Consider the following 16278-nt stretch of genomic DNA (forward strand, 5'->3'; position numbering starts at 1 on the left):
CTTTGTACTCACCCTCTCGGGCTTTCCTCCGGGCGCTTCCCTTCGGTATTTCGTGTTTCCGACTCTATCAGATCTTTCCGGCTTCCCGGTCCGTTCCGACTTCCTCGGTGCTTTCCGGCCCTTCGGCCTTCCGGCGGTGTTGACTCTATCAGATCCTTTCGGGCCTGATTCCCAGTCAACCGGGTTTGTCTTCGCGGCCGTTGGGCCGTTCCGACGAGTGAGACTTTAGCGGAATCTCGGCTCCCGACCTAATCGGGGGCGTTCCTTCGAACGCCGATTCCTCATTTCGCAAAGACACATGAAAACGAGCCGACGACGGACCCTTCGCGAACACGAAGAGGCTGCGCGTCGATCATTTGATGGTTCTTACGGAATGGCCGCCCGGGGACCGACCGTTAAGTCGGCGCTCACGTCGGGCAACTCGGAGAACACTACGTTCCGGGTCTGGGGGTGTCAACTCCGGGCCCTGGGGCGCTACGGTGGAGCCGTGACTACGCACGCGTGCATCCAACTGTGGTGGGCCGCCTGACGGCGGCCGTACTCACGCGTGTACTCAACGGCCGCCGCCTCGGCGGCCGTTCGTGTATCTCCCTCCGGAGGACCTGAGCCCGGCCGTCGGGGCGACGGCCCCGTTCTGGAGGTGGAGAGCAGTCATGACGCGGATCTTCAGTGGGGTCAAGCCGACCGGGCATCTGACGCTGGGGAACTACCTGGGAGCCGTCCGGCGCTGGGCCGAAGTGGATCAGCACCGCGCGGAGGCGTTGTTCTGCGTGGTGGATCTGCACGCGCTGACCGTGGAGCACGACCCCGGCCGGGTGCGCAGGCTCAGTCGGCAGGCGGCGACGCTGCTGCTCGCCGCGGGGATCGACCCCGAGCGCTGCACCGTCTTCGTACAGAGTCATGTGGACGAGCACGCGCGGCTCTCGTATCTGCTCGAGTGCGTCGCGACCGACGGCGAGATGCGCCGGATGATCCAGTACAAGGAGAAGTCGGCCGTCGAGCGGGCGCGGGGCGGGAGCGTGCGGCTCTCGCTGCTGACGTATCCGGTGCTGATGGCGGCGGACATCCTGGCGTACGGGGCCCACGAGGTGCCGGTCGGGGACGACCAGACGCAGCACGTCGAGCTGACGCGGGATCTCGCGGTGCGGTTCAACCAGCGGTACGGGCACGCGTTCGTGGTGCCGCGGGCGACGCCGCCGCAGGTGGCGGCGCGGGTCATGGACCTGCAGGACCCGACGTCCAAGATGGGCAAGTCCCACGAGTCCGGGGCCGGGATCGTCTATCTGCTGGACGAGCCGGACGTGGTGCGGAAGAAGGTCATGCGGGCCGTGACGGACAGCGGCAGCGGGGTCGTGTACGACCGCGAGGCCCAGCCGGGGGTGGCGAATCTGCTGGAGATCCTGGCCGCCTGCACGGGTGGGAACCCGGAAGAGCTGAGCGGTGCATATGAGTCGTACGGAGCGTTGAAGAAGGACACCGCGGACGCCGTGGTGGAGCTGCTGCGGCCGGTGCGGGAGCGGCACAAGGAGCTGGTCGCGGATCCGGCGTATGTAGAGGAGGTGTTGAGGGCCGGGGCGGAGCGGGCCAGGGGGATGGCGCGGCCGACGGTCGATGCCGCCTATCGGGCGATCGGGCTGCTGCCCCCTGCGGCCGAGGTGCCGGCGGCGGTGCCGGTGAACGTGGCGCGGTAGGCGCGTGGGCTGGTGGCGAGGCGCGAGGCGAAGTGCTGTCGCATCGTGATCTCGCTGCCGAAGCCCGCGCGGCGGGCGACTTCGGGCATGGGCAGGTCGGTGCGTTCCAGGAGTTTCTGCGCGGCGGCGACGCGCTGGTCGAGGAGCCAGCGCAAGGGGGTGGTGCCGGTCGCCGCGGTGAAGTGCCGGGCGAAGGAGCGTGCCGACATGCCCGCCCGGGTGGCCAGGTCAGCGATGGTGAGCGGCTCGTGGAGGTGACGGAGGGCGTATTCACGGACGGCGGCCAGGGCGTCGGCGTCCCGGTCGGCGCGGGGTGTGGGGTGCTCGATGAACTGCGCCTGGCCGCCGGTGCGGAAGGGCGCGGTGACCATCGAGCGGGCGATCGTCGCGGCGGTCTCGGATCCGTGTGCCGCGCGGACCAGGTGCAGGCACAGGTCGATTCCGGCGGCGGTGCCCGCGGCGGTCCAGATCTTGTCGTCCTCGATGAACAGGGCGTCGGGCACGACATCGACGAGGGGGTGATGGGCGCGCAGGAGATCGACGAGGTGCCAGTGGGTGATGGCCCGGCGGCCGTCGAGCAGGCCGGCCTGGGCGAGCGTGAAGGCGCCGCCGCAGAGGGCCGCGACGGGGACGCCGCGGGCGTGGGCGCGGCGTAGGGCTTCGAGGATCGGAGGTGGTGCGGGGGTCAGGTGGTCGTCGAGGCCGGGGACGACGATCAGGTCGCCGTCGGTCAGACGGGTCAGCCAGGCGAGGGTGCGGTCGGGGGTGAGGCTGAGGCCGCCGCGCATGGGGACGGGCGCGGGATCGGCGGCGACGCGGCGGAGGTCGAAGAGGGGTACGCCGCGGTCGGTGCGGTCGGCACCCCAGACCTCGGTGATCACGGAGACGTCGAAGGCGCGGATGCCGGGAAAGGCGAGCAGGGCGATGCGCTGCGGGCGTGTGCCCTCCGGGGTGGCGGGCGTCGGGGTGGCGGGTGTCGGCGCGGCGGCGGTGGGCACGCTGGCAGTAAACCATCGATCGGTGGCTTCTGTACCTCTGGGACGACAGGCCCGCGGGCGGCAGCATCGAGGGCATGGAGATCGCAGAGAACGCAGCACTGGTCGTGGTGGACGTACAGAAGGGCTTCGAGGAGGTGGAGTACTGGGGAGAGCGGAACAACCCCGGGGCCGACGAGAACATCGCCGCGCTGATCGGGGCGTGGCAGGAATCGGGGCGGCCGGTCGTGTTCGTACGGCACGACTCGGTGAAGCCGGACTCGCCGCTGCGGTCGGGGTACGTGGGCAACGACTTCAAGGAGTACGTCGAGGAGCGGCGTGGGAAGGGGGCCGGTGGTGAGCTCCTGGTGACGAAGAGCGTGAACTCGGCCTTCTACGGGACGCCGGATCTGGACGCCTGGCTCAAGGAGGCGGGGATCTCGCAGTTCGTGGTGACCGGGATCCAGACCAACATGTGCGCGGAGACGACGGCGCGGATGGGCGGGAACCTCGGGTACGACGTGCTGTTCGCGCTGGACGCGACCTACACCTTCGACCTGGAGGGGCCCTTCGGCTGGCGGCTCGGGGCGGAGGAGATCGCGCGGGCGACGGCGGTGTCGCTGCACGGGGGCGGGTTCGCGGAAGTGGTGACGACGGAGAACCTGATTGCCGGAGTATCCGGCCCGGCCGGGATCTCCAGCCCGTCCGGCGTTTGAGGACGAGGCCGAAGGCCGATGGCGGGCGGGCCCGGGGGGGCATCCCCCGGACCCGGGGCCGGGGCCGGGCGCCCGGCGGGAGAGGGCCCGACTGTCAGCCGCTGCCGGAGGCGAGCTCGCGGCTGCGGTCGCGGGCGGCCTCCAGGGCGGCGATGAGCGCGGCGCGCACCCCGTGGTTCTCGAGCTCGCGGATGGCGTTGATCGTGGTGCCCGCGGGCGAGGTCACGGCCTCGCGGAGCTTCACCGGGTGCTCGCCGCTGTCGCGGAGCATCACGGCGGCGCCGATCGCGGCCTGGACGATCAGGTCGTGGGCCTTGTCGCGGGGCAGGCCGAGGAGGATGCCCGCGTCGGTCATGGCCTCGACCAGGAAGTAGAAGTACGCGGGTCCTGAGCCGGACAGGGCCGTGCAGGCGTCCTGCTGGGTCTCGGGGACGCGGAGGGTCTTGCCGACGGCGCCGAAGACGTCCTCGGCGTGGGTGAGGTGGGCGGCGGTGGCGTGGCTGCCGCCCGAGATAACGGACATGCCCTCGTCGACGAGGACGGGGGTGTTGGGCATGACGCGGATGACGGGGGTGCCGGCGGTCAGGCGCTCCTCGATGAAGGAGGTGGTGATGCCGGCGGCGGCGCTGATGACGAGGCGGTCGGTGGTGACGTGCGGGGCGAGTTCGTCGAGCAGCCGCTCCATGTCCTGCGGCTTGCAGGCGAGGATCAGGGTGTCGGCGCGCTTGGCGGCCTCGGCGTTGGTGAGGGGCTCGACGCCGTAGCGGGTGCGGAGCTCGTCGGCGCGTTCCTGACGGCGGGTGGTGACAAAGAGGTCCGCGGGCGCCCAGCCGCTGCGGATCATGCCGCTGAGCAGGGCTTCGCCGATCTTTCCGGTGCCGAGGACCGCGACGGTCTGGCTCGGCTTGCGCGTCTGGCTCATGAGCGAGGGCCTCTCCCGGGGTGCGTCGTTCGGGCCATCCTCGCATCGGGCGGGGTGAGCCGCGGCGGGGCGTCCGGTGGGCGGACGGTCGCGGTCCGTGGTCAGGCCGTGCGGCGGCGCAGGGTGGCGGCGCCCAGGGCGAGGACGAGTACGGCGCAGGCGGCGACGATGACGGCGTCGCGGACGAAGTCGCCGGTGATGTCGGGGTGGCGCAGGACCTCGTTCATGCCGTCGACGGCGTACGACATGGGGAGGGCGTCGGAGAGGGCTTCGAGGACGGGCTGCATCTTGTCGCGGGGGGTGAACAGGCCGCAGAGGAGGAGCTGGGGGAAGATCACCGCCGGCATGAACTGGACGGCCTGGAACTCGGAGGCGGCGAAGGCCGAGACGAACAGGCCGAGGGCGGTGCCGAGCAGGGCGTCCAGGAGGGCGACCAGGAGCAGTAGCCAGGCGGAGCCGGTGACGTCGAGGCCGAGGCCCCACAGGGCGAGGCCGGTGGCGAGGGCGGACTGGATGACCGCGAGGGTGCCGAAGGCGAGGGCGTAGCCCGCGATGAGGTCGGCCTTGGCCAGGGGCATGGCGAGGAGGCGTTCCAGGGTGCCGGAGGTGCGTTCGCGCAGGGTGGCGATGGAGGTCACCAGGAACATCGTGATCAGCGGGAAGATCCCGAGCAGGGACGCGCCGATGGAGTCGAAGGTGCGGGGGCTGCCGTCGAAGACGTAGCGCAGGAGCAGCAGCATCACGCAGGGGACGAGGATCAGCAGCGCGATGGAGCGGGGGTCGTGGCGGAGCTGGCGCAGGACGCGGGCGGCGGTGGCGAGGGTGCGATGGGTGTTCATCGTGGGCTCCGGTGGTGCCTGGGTTCGGTGGGTCGGGGGGGCTCCTGGGGTGCGGGGTCAGGGGAGCTGGGGCTCCCGGCCTCGGTGCGGCCGTGCGGCGTTCGCCTCGTCGACGAGGTGGAGGAAGGCCTCCTCGACGGTGTGGGAGCCGGTGCGGTCGCGCAGGGCGTCGGGGGTGTCGTCGGCGAGGATCTCGCCCTCGCGCATGAGGAGCAGCCGGTGGCAGCGTTCCGCCTCGTCCATGACGTGGGAGGAGACGAGGATCGTGGTGCCGCGTTCGGCGGAGAGGGTGTGGAAGAGGTGCCACAGGTCGCGGCGGAGCACGGGGTCGAGGCCGACGGTGGGTTCGTCGAGGACGAGGAGTTCGGGGGCGCCGAGGAGGGCGACGGCGAGGGAGACGCGGTTGCGCTGCCCGCCGGAGAGGTCGCCCGCCAGGGCGTCGGCGTGGCTGGTGAGGTCCACGTCGGCGATGGCGCGGGTGACGTCCTCGCGGCGGCGGGCGGCGGCGGGGCCGCGGCCGGGGGTGAGGACGGCGGCGAAGTAGTCGAGGTTCTGGCGGACGGTGAGGTCGGCGTAGACGGAGGGGTCCTGGGTGACGTAGCCGATGCGGGAGCGCAGGGCGGGGGTGCCGGCCGGGTGGTCCAGGACGTGCAGGGTGCCGGTGACCTTGGCCTGGGTGCCGACCACGGCGCGCATCAGCGTGGACTTGCCGCAGCCGGAGGGGCCGAGCAGGCCGGTGATCTGGCCGCGCGGGACGGTGAAGGTCAGCTCGCGCAGGACGGTGCGGCGGCCGCGGACGACCTTGAGTGCGTGGGCGCGGACGGCGGCCGCCGCGGTGGCCGGGGACCGGGCCGGGGTCTCGATATTCATCATGTGATGATTATTGCGCCCGCGAGGCCCGGTCCGTCAAGACGTCGGTCTGTCACCGGGCCTTGCACAGGGGGGCGCGTACGACCGTGAGGTCCACGGCGTAGGTCTCCTCCACCGTGCCGTCGGGGAAGTGTGCGAGGAGGTGGGTGCGTTCGTCCGCGAGGACGGGGGCGGACCGGGCGGGGCCGAGGGAAGCGAAGTACGAGCGGCTGCCGAGGTGCGCGAGGTGGACGTCGATCGGGACCCGGCGCGTCCAGCGCAGTCGGCGGTGGACCGGGGCGAGGCCCGGGGCCACGCGGTCGACGATGCGGGCGGCGTCGCCGGTGATGCCGTGGGCGTGGTAGCCGGGGAGGCGGGCCTTCAGGCGGGCCTCCTGGGCGGCGGACCAGGGGACGTCCGGGTCGGGCGCGTTCCACCACAGGGCGAGGGCGCCGCCGGGGCGCAGCACGCGCAGGGCCTCAGGGACGGAGCGTTCGGGGTCGGTCCAGTGGAAGGCCTGGGCGTAGGTGACGAGGTCGGCGGAGGCCGTGGCCAGGGGCAGGGCGTCGCCCGAGCCGCGGACCAGGGGCGTGCCGGGCAGGGCGGCGCGCAGCTGTGCGCCCATCTCGGGGCCGGGCTCCACGGCGATGACGTGGGCGCCCCGCTCGCGGAGGAGGCGGGTGGCGATGCCGGTGCCCGCGCCCACGTCGGCCACGGTCGCGCCCTTGAGGGGAGTGTTCGCGAGGTCCTCGACCGTGGTGAACAGGGCGGGTGGGTAGCCGGGGCGGGGTGCGGCGTACTGGGCCGCGACGGATTCGAAGGAGAGGGCGAACTCGGCGGAGGCGGTGGGGTGTTGGTCTGCCATGGGGGCATCCTCACACCGCGGGGGCGGAGGGGGCGCGGGGCCCTCGCGGGGCGCCCCAGGCCCGCCCCTTCCCGTTCCGGGGGCTGCCGCCCCCGTGCCCCCGCCCTCATCGGCGCTGCGCGCCTCGTCCTCAAACGCCGGACGGGCTGAGAGGCAGCTACTTCTGGCGGCGCTTGCGCTTGGCGGGGTTGCCCGCGCGGCGCTTCGTGCGGCGCTCGTACTGTTCGAGCGCCGTCTCGTACTCCTCGCGGTGCAGTCGCTCGCCCGGGGCCTCCTTCAGGGAGCGGAAGAAGTAGGCGAGGAGGGAGCCGATGAAGCCGATGGTCATCAGGCTGCGCATGGACGCCACCGACTGCGGGTCGTGGCGCTTGGAGAACCCCTCCCAGGTGCGCCGGAACGCGATCGCGCTGCAGATGGCGAACATGACCACGACTAGCACGTTCACGAAGGCGCCGACGTCCGCGATCTCCAGGCCCTGGTAGGCGAAGCGCAGCACGAGGCAGCCCGCGGCCGCCGCGACCAGCGAGCCGGCCGCGACACCGGCGCGGCGCGCGGCGTAGCCGTCGGTGTGTTCGAGCCACGACGTACCGAAGAAGCGGATGGGCTCGGGGCGGGGGCCCGGCGGGGTGCCCTCGGTCTGTTCGGTACGTCGTTCGTCGCTCACGTCCCCGATTATCGCCCGTGCCGCGGCGGCGCGCGGGGAGCGTCGCGCGGCGGCGCGAGCACCCGGGAGAGGGCCGAAGGGCGGGCCGCCTTGCTCCGCCTCCCCGTCCGGCCGCTAATTTGTGCGGGCAGGCAGTAATACGGGGGACGACCGGTACCGGGAGGTCGAAAGAGGTGTCGCTCCGCTCAGGGGACCCTGAGGAGATCGGTGGCTACCCACTGGAGTCGCGGCTCGGCTCCGGCGGCATGGGCACGGTCTTCCTCGCGCGTACGGCGTCGGGGCGGCCGGTCGCGATCAAGCTGATCCACCAGCAGTTCGCGGGCGACGAGGAGTTCCGCATCCGGTTCCGACAGGAGGTCGCCGCGGCCCGCCGGGTCAGCGGCGCGTTCACCGCGGCCGTGGTCGACGCCGATCCCGAGGCGGAGCAGCCGTGGATGGCCACCGCGTACATAGAAGGCCCCACGCTCGCCCAGCGCATCGCGCGGCGCGGTCCCGTCGGCGGCATGGAGCTGCGCACGCTCGCGATCGGGCTCGCCGAGGCGCTGCGCGACATCCACCGCGCGGACGTCGTGCACCGCGATCTGAAGCCGTCCAACGTCGTGCTGTCCGCCGAAGGGCCGCGCGTCATCGACTTCGGCATCTCGCGCGCCGCCGACCAGCAGACGCTGACGATGACGGGGCGGGTCATCGGCACGCCGCCGTTCATGTCGCCGGAGCAGCTCCAGACGCCGCGCGGCGTCGGTCCTTCGTCGGACGTCTTCTCGCTCGGCACGCTCCTGGTGTACGCGGCGACGGGGCAGGGGCCCTTCGACGCGGACAGCCCGTACATGACCGCGTACCAGGTCGTGCACGAGGCGCCGGCCCTCGACGACGTCCCGGGCGCGCTGCGCACGGCCGTCGAGCCCTGCCTCGCCAAGGACCCCGCCGTCCGCCCCACCATCGACGAGCTCCTCGTCCGGCTGCGGGACCTGCCGGTGGACCTCGGGGCGGCGGCCGGGGACGGCGGCAGCCGCACGCGGGACACGGACACGCAGCACCATCTGTCCACGGCGTCCGAGAAGACCGGTGCGCCCGCCGCGCCGGGCGCGGGAGACGCCGGGGTCGCCCCGCCGCCCCGCGGTCTCGGCGGGCGGCTGCGCCGCCGCTGGCGGCCCGTGCTCGCCACCGTCCTGGGCATCGCCGTGATCGCGGGCGGTGTCGCGCTGCTCAAGCCGGGCGCGGACGGCTCCGGCGGCGACCGGCCCGACGACAGCGGCCGCAACGTGGCGGCGACCGGCGCGCCGCTCCCCGACGGCTTCAAGGCCTGGCGGCAGAACGTTCCGGCCGGCGCGGCGAAGCTCCCGGACGAGCTGCGCTGCGTGCCGCGCGGTGGCTCGGCGTACTGCGGGGGCGGCGGCGTCATCGCCACCCGGATCCGCGTCGCCGACGGCCACCGGATGTGGACCGCGCACCACCCGGGCGTCCCCATGCAGAACACACACATGGTCGGCGTGTCCGGGAACACGGTCCTGGGCTACCGGCTGCTCCCCGACGACTCGGGGCCCGGCGAGGTCGTGGCGCTCGACGCGGCCCGGGGCAAGGAGCTGTGGTCGGCCCGGTTCGCCAGCAAGTCGATGGCCGTCACGAGGCGTGCCGCCGACGCCGAGGTGATCGGCTCCACCGTCGTCACCCTCAACGGGGCGGGCACGCACATCGAGGGCCGCGCGGTGCGCTCCGGAAAGGTGCTGTGGCGGACCCCGGTCCCGGCGGGCGCCACCTGCGCGCCGCTCGCCGCCGGTGGCGCGGCGTACGTGATGTGCGGTCCGACCGCCGAGGTGTCGGACACCGTGGTCCGGCACGTCACGGTGCGCGGCCTCGACCTCGCGTCCGGGGACCTCGGCAGGGCCGTCGCCCTCGACGGTCCGGTCCAGGTGCTCGGCGCGCACGGCGGACGGCTCGTCCTGGCCAAGGAGCGGGTGGGCGAGGTCGGCGTCATCGAGTACGAGGCCGTCGTCCGCGTGGACGTGGCGCGGGGCGAGGTCGCGACGGCCCGGCTGCCGAAGCGGTTCGGCGGCGCCCCGGGGCTCGCCGCCGGGACGGTGTACTTCACCGAGCAGAACGGCGAGGTCAGCGCGGTGAACGCGGTGACGGGCAAGCTCAGGTGGACACGGCAGGCGGGTGTGGAGGGGGCGTCGGGTCCGGTCGCCGGGCCCGGGGCGGTGTACTTCAGCTCGGCCAGCGGCCGCGTCGCCGCGCTCGCGCCGCGCGACGGCGCGCGGCTCTGGGCGACGGACCCGAGGACCAACGGCTCGGCCGAGGTGGGCGCGAGCCCGCGCGTCGCCCTCGCGGGCCGCGCGGCGATCGTGACCGGGGCCAAGAACCTGGTGTACGCGTTCGACACGGCGAAGCCGCCGAAGTCCGGGTGACCCCGGGCCCGGCGGCCCCACGCACTGGCATCGGTACCCGTGCCCGTACCGGCGCCGGTCAGCAGCGCGGCGCCACGTAGCCGTTGCTGCCGGTGCGCACGTAGGTGTCGGAGATGTACCGGCCGCTGCCTATGCGGTCCCAGATCTTCGACGTCCCGGTGGGGCCGGTCACCGTCTCGCCGGGCTTCTGGCAGCTGATGGTGACCTGGGTGCCCGCGGAGAGGCGGCCGACCTTGTCGTACGCGGTGCCGGGGCCCGAGCGGACGTTGACGTCGTCGACGACCGCGTACCGTCTGGCCGTCGCGGCCTCTATCGTCAGTTCCGCCCCGTCCGCCACATCGGCGGTGGCGGGCATCGTCAGTTCTTCGCTGCTCATGGTGATCCCCCGTGTGTCCCCGTGTTCCACGTGAAACGGGCGGCGCGGGCCGCCCATGGCATGTACTCCACACCATAGACGCGCCCGCGCTCCACACCAGTTGCAGGACAAACCGGGACAGTCGGCCCGTGAGGCGGCGGATCGGCCCGCCGCGCCAGGCCTCGGCCCGGTGGCGTGCGGGGCCTCAGCCCAGTCGCGACACGTCGCGCACCGCGCCCTTGTCCGCGCTCGTCGCCATCGCCGCGTACGCCCGCAGGGCCGCCGAGACCTTGCGCTCGCGGGACTTGGGCGCGTACGTGCCGCCGAGGGCTTCGCGGCGGCGGGCCAGCTCGGCGTCGTCGACCAGGAGGTCGATCGAGCGGCCCGGGATGTCGATCCGGATGCGATCGCCGTCCTCGACGAGGGCGATGGTGCCGCCGGACGCGGCCTCGGGGGACGCGTGGCCGATGGACAGGCCCGACGTACCGCCGGAGAAGCGGCCGTCGGTGACCAGGGCGCAGGCCTTGCCGAGGCCGCGGCCCTTGAGGAAGGAGGTGGGGTAGAGCATCTCCTGCATGCCGGGGCCGCCCTTGGGGCCCTCGTAGCGGATGACGACGACGTCGCCCTCCTTGACCTGCTTGTTCAGGATCTTCTCCACGGCCTCCTCCTGCGACTCGCAGACGACGGCCGGGCCCTCGAAGGTCCAGATCGACTCGTCGACGCCCGCGGTCTTCACGACACAGCCGTCGACGGCGAGGTTCCCCTTGAGGACGGCGAGGCCGCCGTCCTGGGAGTAGGCGTGGGCGACGTCGCGGATGCAGCCGCCCGCCGCGTCCGTGTCGAGGGTGTCCCAGCGCTCGGACTGCGAGAAGGCCTCGGCGGAGCGCTTGCAGCCGGGGGCCGCGTGCCACAGCTCGAGGGCCTCGGGGCCCGCGGAGCCGCCGCGCACGTCCCAGGCGTCGAGCCACTCCTTGATGGAGGGCGAGTGGACCGTGTGCACGTCCTCGTTGAGGAGGCCGCCGCGGTAGAGCTCGCCGAGGATCGCGGGGATGCCGCCCGCGCGGTGCACGTCCTCCATGTAGTACGTGCCTTGCGGCGCCACGTTCGGGGCGACCTTCGCCAGGCACGGGACGCGGCGCGAGACGGCGTCGATGTCGGTGAGGTCGTAGCCGGCCTCGGCCTCCTGGGCGGCGGCCAGGAGGTGCAGGATCGTGTTGGTGGAGCCGCCCATGGCGATGTCGAGGGCCATGGCGTTCTCGAACGCGGCGTGGGTCGCGATGTTGCGCGGCAGGACGGAGGCGTCGTCCCCGTCGTAGTAGCGCTTGGTGATCTCGACGACCGTCGCGCCCGCTCGCTCGTACAGCGCCCTGCGGGCGGTGTGGGTGGCGAGCACCGAGCCGTTGCCCGGCAGGGACAGGCCGATGGCCTCGGTCAGGCAGTTCATGGAGTTGGCCGTGAACATGCCGGAACAGGAGCCGCAGGTCGGGCAGGCGTTCTCCTCGATGCGGAGGATGTCCTCGTCGGAGACGTTCTCGTTCGACGCGTCGACCATCGCGTCGATCAGGTCGAGCTTGCGGACGGTGCCGTTGACGAGGGTGGCCTTGCCCGCCTCCATGGGGCCGCCGGAGACGAAGACCGTCGGGATGTTCAGGCGCAGGGCGGCCATCAGCATGCCGGGCGTGATCTTGTCGCAGTTCGAGATGCAGATCAGGGCGTCGGCGCAGTGGGCCTCCACCATGTACTCGACGGAGTCGGCGATCAGGTCGCGCGAGGGCAGGCTGTAGAGCATGCCGCCGTGGCCCATCGCGATGCCGTCGTCCACGGCGATCGTGTTGAACTCGCGCGGGATGCCGCCCGCTTCCCGGACGGCATCGCTGACGATGCGGCCGACCGGCGCCAGGTGCGTGTGGCCGGGCACGAACTCGGTGAAGGAGTTGGCGACGGCGATGATCGGCTTCCGGCCGATGTCCGCGCCCGGTACCCCGGAGGCCCGCATAAGGGCGCGGGCGCCCGCCATGTTGCGTCCGTGGGTGACTGTGCGGGACCTCAGCTCGGGCATCGTCGCTCGCTCCTTCAGGGGCAGATCTCGATACGGCTATCGATACAGCTCTGGATACAGCTCTCGATACGGCCGAGCGTACGCCGATGATCCAAGATCCGGACAGGGTGTCCGGATGGCGGGACGGCCGTCTCATGCGGATCCGCGCGCGGAGCGGGCGGCCGACCGGCTGACCTGCGGGCGAGACAGGCGGTCCACCGGCCCCGCGAGGCCGGTCCGGCCGGTCCGCGAGGCCGGTCCGGCCGGTCCGGGAAAGCCCGTCAGACCGGTCCGGGAAAGCCCGTCAGATGTCCCTGCACCACCGGTGCCACCCGCGCCACCAGGTCCTCCATGTCCGCCGATGCCAGCGGCTCCACCTGGATCACGTACCGGAGCATGGCGATGCCCACCAGCTGGGCCGCCGCCAGTTCGGCGCGCAGGTCCGCGTCGGGCAGGTCGAGGGTGCCGGCGACGCGGGACAGGAGCTGGGTGGTGACGAGGCGGCGGAAGACGGCGGCGGCCGTCTCGTGGTTGACCGCCGAGCGGACGATCGCGAGCAGCGGCGTGCGGGTGGCCGGGTTCTCCCAGACGCCGAGGACGAAGCGGGTCAGACGCTCGCCGACGGAATCCAGCGGGCCGTCCTCGATCGCGGCGGGGGCCTGCAGCGCGGGCGCGAAGGACACCTCGATGGCGGCCGCGAAGAGCTGCTCCTTCGTACCGAAGTAGTGGTGTACGAGGGCGGAGTCGACGCCCGCTGCCTTGGCGATGGCGCGTACGGAGGTCTTCTCGTAGCCGTGCGCGGAGAACTGGTCGCGGGCCGCTTCCAGGATCACCTCGCGGGTGGCGGGCCCGCGCTCGGTCTGGGTGCGCGAGGGGCGGCCCCGGCGCCGGGGCGCGGGGGCGCTCGCCGTCACGAGCGCGGCACCTTCACCGACGAGGCCAGGTGCAGCCGCGTGAAAGCCAGGGCCTCGGCGAGGTCGGCCTCGCGCTCGGCGCTCGACATGGCGCGGCGGGTGTTGACCTCGATGACCACGTGGCCGTCGAAGCCGGAGGTCGCGAGGCGCTCCAGGAGTTCGGCGCAGGGCTGGGTGCCGCGGCCGGGCACGAGGTGCTCGTCCTTCGCGGAGCCCCTGCCGTCGGCGAGGTGGACGTGGCCGAGCCGGTCGCCCATGCGGTCGACCATCTGGAGGGCGTCCGCGCGGGCGGTGGCGGTGTGGCTGAGATCTATCGTGAAGTGGCGGTAGTCGTCCTTGGTGACGTCCCAGTCGGGGGCGTACGCGAGCATCTCGCGGTCGCGGTAGCGCCAGGGGTACATGTTCTCCACGGCGAACCGCACGTCCGTCTCCTCCGCCATCCGCCAGATCCCCTGGACGAAGTCCCGGGCGTAGCCGCGCTGCCAGCGGAAGGGCGGGTGCACGACGACCGTCGACGCGTCCAGCTTCTCGGCGGCGGCCCTGGCGCGCTGGAGCTTCACCCAGGGGTCGGTGGACCAGACGCGCTGGGTGATCAGCAGGCAGGGCGCGTGCACCGCGAGGATGGGGATCTGGTGGTAGTCGCTGAGGCGGCGCAGGGCCTCGATGTCCTGGCTGACGGGATCGGTCCACACCATGACCTCGACGCCGTCGTACCCGAGGCGCGCCGCGATCTCGAAGGCCGTCGCCGTCGACTCCGGATAGACGGAGGCCGTCGACAGGGCGACCTTCGCGTCCGGGATGCGCACGACTGGTTCCACCACGGGGAACAGCGTACGGGGCCCTGCGAGGGAGCGGGGAGGCGCGTCTGCGCCGGGGCACGGTCGATCGGCCTGCGGCCTCGTCCTCAAACGCCGGACGGGCTGAAAACCACTGGCGCGAGCCGGCACTATTCAGCCCGTCCGGCGTTTGAGGACGAGGCGCGGAGCGCCGATGAACGGGGGCGCGGGGGCGGAGCCCCCGGATCGGGAAGGGGCGGGCCTGGGGCGCACCCGCGAGGGTCAGGGCGGGGGCAAGTGGTCCAGGCGGCGCAGGATGACGCCCTCCCGCAGGGCCCAGGGGCAGATCTCCACCGACTCGACGCCGAAGAGATCCATCGCGCCCTCGGCGACGAGCGCCCCCGCGAGCAGCTGCCCGGCCCGCCCCTCGGACACCCCGGGCAGCTCCGAGCGCTCCCCCGTGGTCATCGCGGCGAGCTGCGGAACCCAGTCCTCCAGGGACTTCCGCTTCAGCTCGCGCTGCACGTACAGACCCTCGGTGGAGCGGGCCGCGCCGCCGAGCCGGGCGAGCTGTTTGAAGGTCTTGGAGGTGGCCACGACGTGGTCGGGGCTGCCGAAGCGGGCGAACTCCCCCACCGTCCGTGCGATCTGTGCCCGTACGTGCCGCCGCAGGGCCCGGACGTCGCCCGGCTCCGGCGGGTCCTCGGGCAGCCACGCGGCGGTGAGCCGCCCGGCGCCGAGCGGCAGGCTGACCGCGGCGTCGGGCTCCTCGTCCATGCCGTACGCGATCTCCAGGGAGCCGCCGCCGATGTCGAGGACGAGCAGCTTGCCCGCGGACCAGCCGAACCAGCGGCGGACGGCGAGGAAGGTGAGCCGGGCCTCCTCCTCGCCGGTGAGGACCTGGAGGTCGACGCCGGTCTCCGCGCGCACCCGGGCGAGGACGTCGTCGGCGTTGGTGGCCTCGCGCACGGCGGAGGTCGCGAACGGGAGCAGGTCCTCGACGCCCTTGTCCTCGGCGGCCTGGAGGGCGTCACGCACCGTGGCGATGAGCTGGTCGACGCCGTCGGAGCCGATCGCGCCCGCGGGGTCGAGCAGTTGGGCAAGGCGCAGGTCGGCCTTGTGGGAGTGCGCGGGCAGCGGGCGCGCGCCGGGGTGGGCGTCCACCACCAGCAGATGCACCGTGTTCGAACCCACGTCGAGGACACCGAGTCTCATATACGGAACGCTACTGCGCCCGCGGCTTTCGCTGGTCCCGGGGCGGGTGTGAGCGCGCATACCCTGGAGGCGTGCCAAAGACGAAAAAGGCGAAGGCCGACAAAACGAAGTCCGCGCGCTCATCGGAGCCCTCGGACCTGTCGGCGCCGCCCGCGCGCGGCGGCGCGGACGGCAGCAAGGGCGAGAAGACCGGCAAGGCGGGCAAGAAGCCCAAGACGGGCAAGGAAGCCAAGGCCAGCAAGGCCGACAAGGCCGTGCGGAAGCTCCGCAGGACGGCGGAGGGCACCGTGCCGGTCGACGACGAGAAGGGCCTCGACTTCCCCCGCGCCTGGGTGGAGTTCCCCGACCCGGCGGACGACGAGCAGGTCTTCCGCTGCGATCTGACCTGGCTGACGTCCCGCTGGACCTGTGTCTTCGGCAGCGGCTGCCAGGGCATCAAGGCGGGCCGCGCCGACGACGGCTGCTGCACGCTCGGCGCGCACTTCTCGGACGAGGACGACGAGAAGCGGGTCGCGGGGTTCGTGGAGCGGCTCACGCCCGACATCTGGCAGCACCACGACGTGGGCCGGGAGACCGGCTGGGTGGCTGAGGACGAGGACGGCGAGCGCCAGACGCGGCCGTACAACGGCTCGTGCATCTTCCAGAACCGCCCGGGCTTCGCGGGCGGCGCGGGCTGCTCGCTGCACATCCTGGCGCTCAAGGAGGGCCTGGAGCCGCTGGAGACCAAGCCGGACGTGTGCTGGCAGCTGCCGGTGCGGCGGACCTACGACTGGATCGAGCGGCCGGACGACACCAAGATCCTCCAGGTGTCCATCGGGGAGTACGACCGCCGGGGCTGGGGTCCGGGCGGCCACGACCTGCACTGGTGGTGCACGTCGGCGACCTCGGCGCACGGGGCGGGCGATCCCGTGTACGTCTCCTACCGTCCTGAGCTGGTCGAGCTGATGGGCAAGGCGGGCTACGACCGGCTGGTGGAGCTGTGCGAGGCGCGCCTCGCGTCGCAGCTGCCGCTGCTCGCCCCGCACCCGGCGGACCCGCCGCGCGCTTAACCGGGC

The 16278-nt window shown here is 72.7% G+C and carries 15 protein-coding genes; 4 read left to right on the plus strand and 11 right to left on the minus strand.

All coding sequences use genetic code 11. From position 1 onward, the window contains the following. The first annotated feature begins 653 nt into the window (after positions 1 to 653). Positions 654 to 1691: a tryptophan--tRNA ligase gene (trpS, locus tag IG74_RS0121825; protein ID WP_030679776.1), complete on the plus strand. Its 1038-nt coding sequence runs from the start codon at positions 654 to 656 to the stop codon at positions 1689 to 1691. Here trpS and IG74_RS0121830 read toward each other — a convergent pair. Beyond that, positions 1619 to 2617, minus strand: a complete 999-nt coding sequence (locus tag IG74_RS0121830; protein WP_030679779.1) for a GlxA family transcriptional regulator — start codon at positions 2615 to 2617, stop codon at positions 1619 to 1621. The two genes, trpS and IG74_RS0121830, sit on opposite strands and share 73 nt — an antisense overlap. Positions 2618 to 2763: 146 nt before the next feature. Here IG74_RS0121830 and IG74_RS0121835 point away from each other — a divergent pair, with 146 nt between their 5' ends. Beyond that, positions 2764 to 3381 (plus strand): cysteine hydrolase family protein, encoded by a 618-nt coding sequence (locus IG74_RS0121835; RefSeq protein ID WP_037825865.1) that lies wholly within the window; start codon positions 2764 to 2766, stop codon positions 3379 to 3381. A gap of 94 nt (positions 3382 to 3475) precedes the next feature. On the opposite strand, the gene proC is transcribed toward IG74_RS0121835, so the two are convergent. The 5 genes from proC to IG74_RS0121860 all read right to left on the minus strand — a co-directional run bounded on the left by proC (position 3476) and on the right by IG74_RS0121860 (position 7520). Continuing rightward, on the minus strand, positions 3476 to 4303 hold the full coding sequence (gene proC / locus IG74_RS0121840) for a pyrroline-5-carboxylate reductase (protein ID WP_030679785.1): 828 nt from the start codon (positions 4301 to 4303) through the stop codon (positions 3476 to 3478). A gap of 101 nt (positions 4304 to 4404) precedes the next feature. Beyond that, positions 4405 to 5142, minus strand: a complete 738-nt coding sequence (locus IG74_RS0121845; RefSeq protein WP_030679787.1) for an ABC transporter permease — start codon at positions 5140 to 5142, stop codon at positions 4405 to 4407. Between the two features lie 57 nt (positions 5143 to 5199). Then, positions 5200 to 6015: an ABC transporter ATP-binding protein gene (locus IG74_RS0121850; protein WP_037825866.1), complete on the minus strand. Its 816-nt coding sequence runs from the start codon at positions 6013 to 6015 to the stop codon at positions 5200 to 5202. 49 nt (positions 6016 to 6064) lie between these two features. Beyond that, positions 6065 to 6856, minus strand: a complete 792-nt coding sequence (locus IG74_RS0121855; protein WP_030679791.1) for a class I SAM-dependent methyltransferase — start codon at positions 6854 to 6856, stop codon at positions 6065 to 6067. Positions 6857 to 7013: 157 nt separating this feature from the next. Beyond that, the gene (locus IG74_RS0121860) at positions 7014 to 7520 is read right to left on the minus strand and encodes a hypothetical protein (protein WP_030679792.1); all 507 of its coding nucleotides are present in this window, start codon (positions 7518 to 7520) and stop codon (positions 7014 to 7016) included. Positions 7521 to 7693: 173 nt separating this feature from the next. Between IG74_RS0121860 and IG74_RS0121865 the strand changes: the two genes are divergently transcribed. Then, positions 7694 to 9925, plus strand: a complete 2232-nt coding sequence (locus IG74_RS0121865) for a serine/threonine-protein kinase (RefSeq protein ID WP_030679794.1) — start codon at positions 7694 to 7696, stop codon at positions 9923 to 9925. A gap of 58 nt (positions 9926 to 9983) precedes the next feature. On the opposite strand, the gene IG74_RS0121870 is transcribed toward IG74_RS0121865, so the two are convergent. From IG74_RS0121870 to IG74_RS0121890, 5 genes are all read right to left on the minus strand, one after another. Then, the gene (locus IG74_RS0121870; RefSeq protein WP_030679796.1) at positions 9984 to 10301 is read right to left on the minus strand and encodes an SH3 domain-containing protein; all 318 of its coding nucleotides are present in this window, start codon (positions 10299 to 10301) and stop codon (positions 9984 to 9986) included. Between the two features lie 184 nt (positions 10302 to 10485). Next, complete coding sequence (gene ilvD, locus IG74_RS0121875; RefSeq protein ID WP_030679798.1) at positions 10486 to 12339, minus strand: dihydroxy-acid dehydratase; 1854 nt, start codon at positions 12337 to 12339, stop codon at positions 10486 to 10488. A gap of 260 nt (positions 12340 to 12599) precedes the next feature. After that, the gene (locus tag IG74_RS0121880; RefSeq protein WP_030679800.1) at positions 12600 to 13232 is read right to left on the minus strand and encodes a TetR/AcrR family transcriptional regulator; all 633 of its coding nucleotides are present in this window, start codon (positions 13230 to 13232) and stop codon (positions 12600 to 12602) included. Next, positions 13229 to 14053 (minus strand): sugar phosphate isomerase/epimerase family protein, encoded by an 825-nt coding sequence (locus tag IG74_RS0121885; protein WP_030679803.1) that lies wholly within the window; start codon positions 14051 to 14053, stop codon positions 13229 to 13231. Before IG74_RS0121885 ends, IG74_RS0121880 begins: the two co-directional genes overlap by 4 nt. 237 nt (positions 14054 to 14290) lie before the next feature. Continuing rightward, positions 14291 to 15223, minus strand: a complete 933-nt coding sequence (locus IG74_RS0121890; protein ID WP_030679806.1) for a Ppx/GppA phosphatase family protein — start codon at positions 15221 to 15223, stop codon at positions 14291 to 14293. A gap of 71 nt (positions 15224 to 15294) precedes the next feature. Between IG74_RS0121890 and IG74_RS0121895 the strand changes: the two genes are divergently transcribed. Further along, positions 15295 to 16272: a hypothetical protein gene (locus IG74_RS0121895; RefSeq protein WP_030679810.1), complete on the plus strand. Its 978-nt coding sequence runs from the start codon at positions 15295 to 15297 to the stop codon at positions 16270 to 16272. The last annotated feature ends 6 nt before the right edge of the window (positions 16273 to 16278 follow it).

This window comes from Streptomyces sp. NRRL B-1347, from assembly GCF_000720325.1.
In the GTDB taxonomy this organism is placed as follows: Bacteria; Actinomycetota; Actinomycetes; order Streptomycetales; family Streptomycetaceae; genus Streptomyces.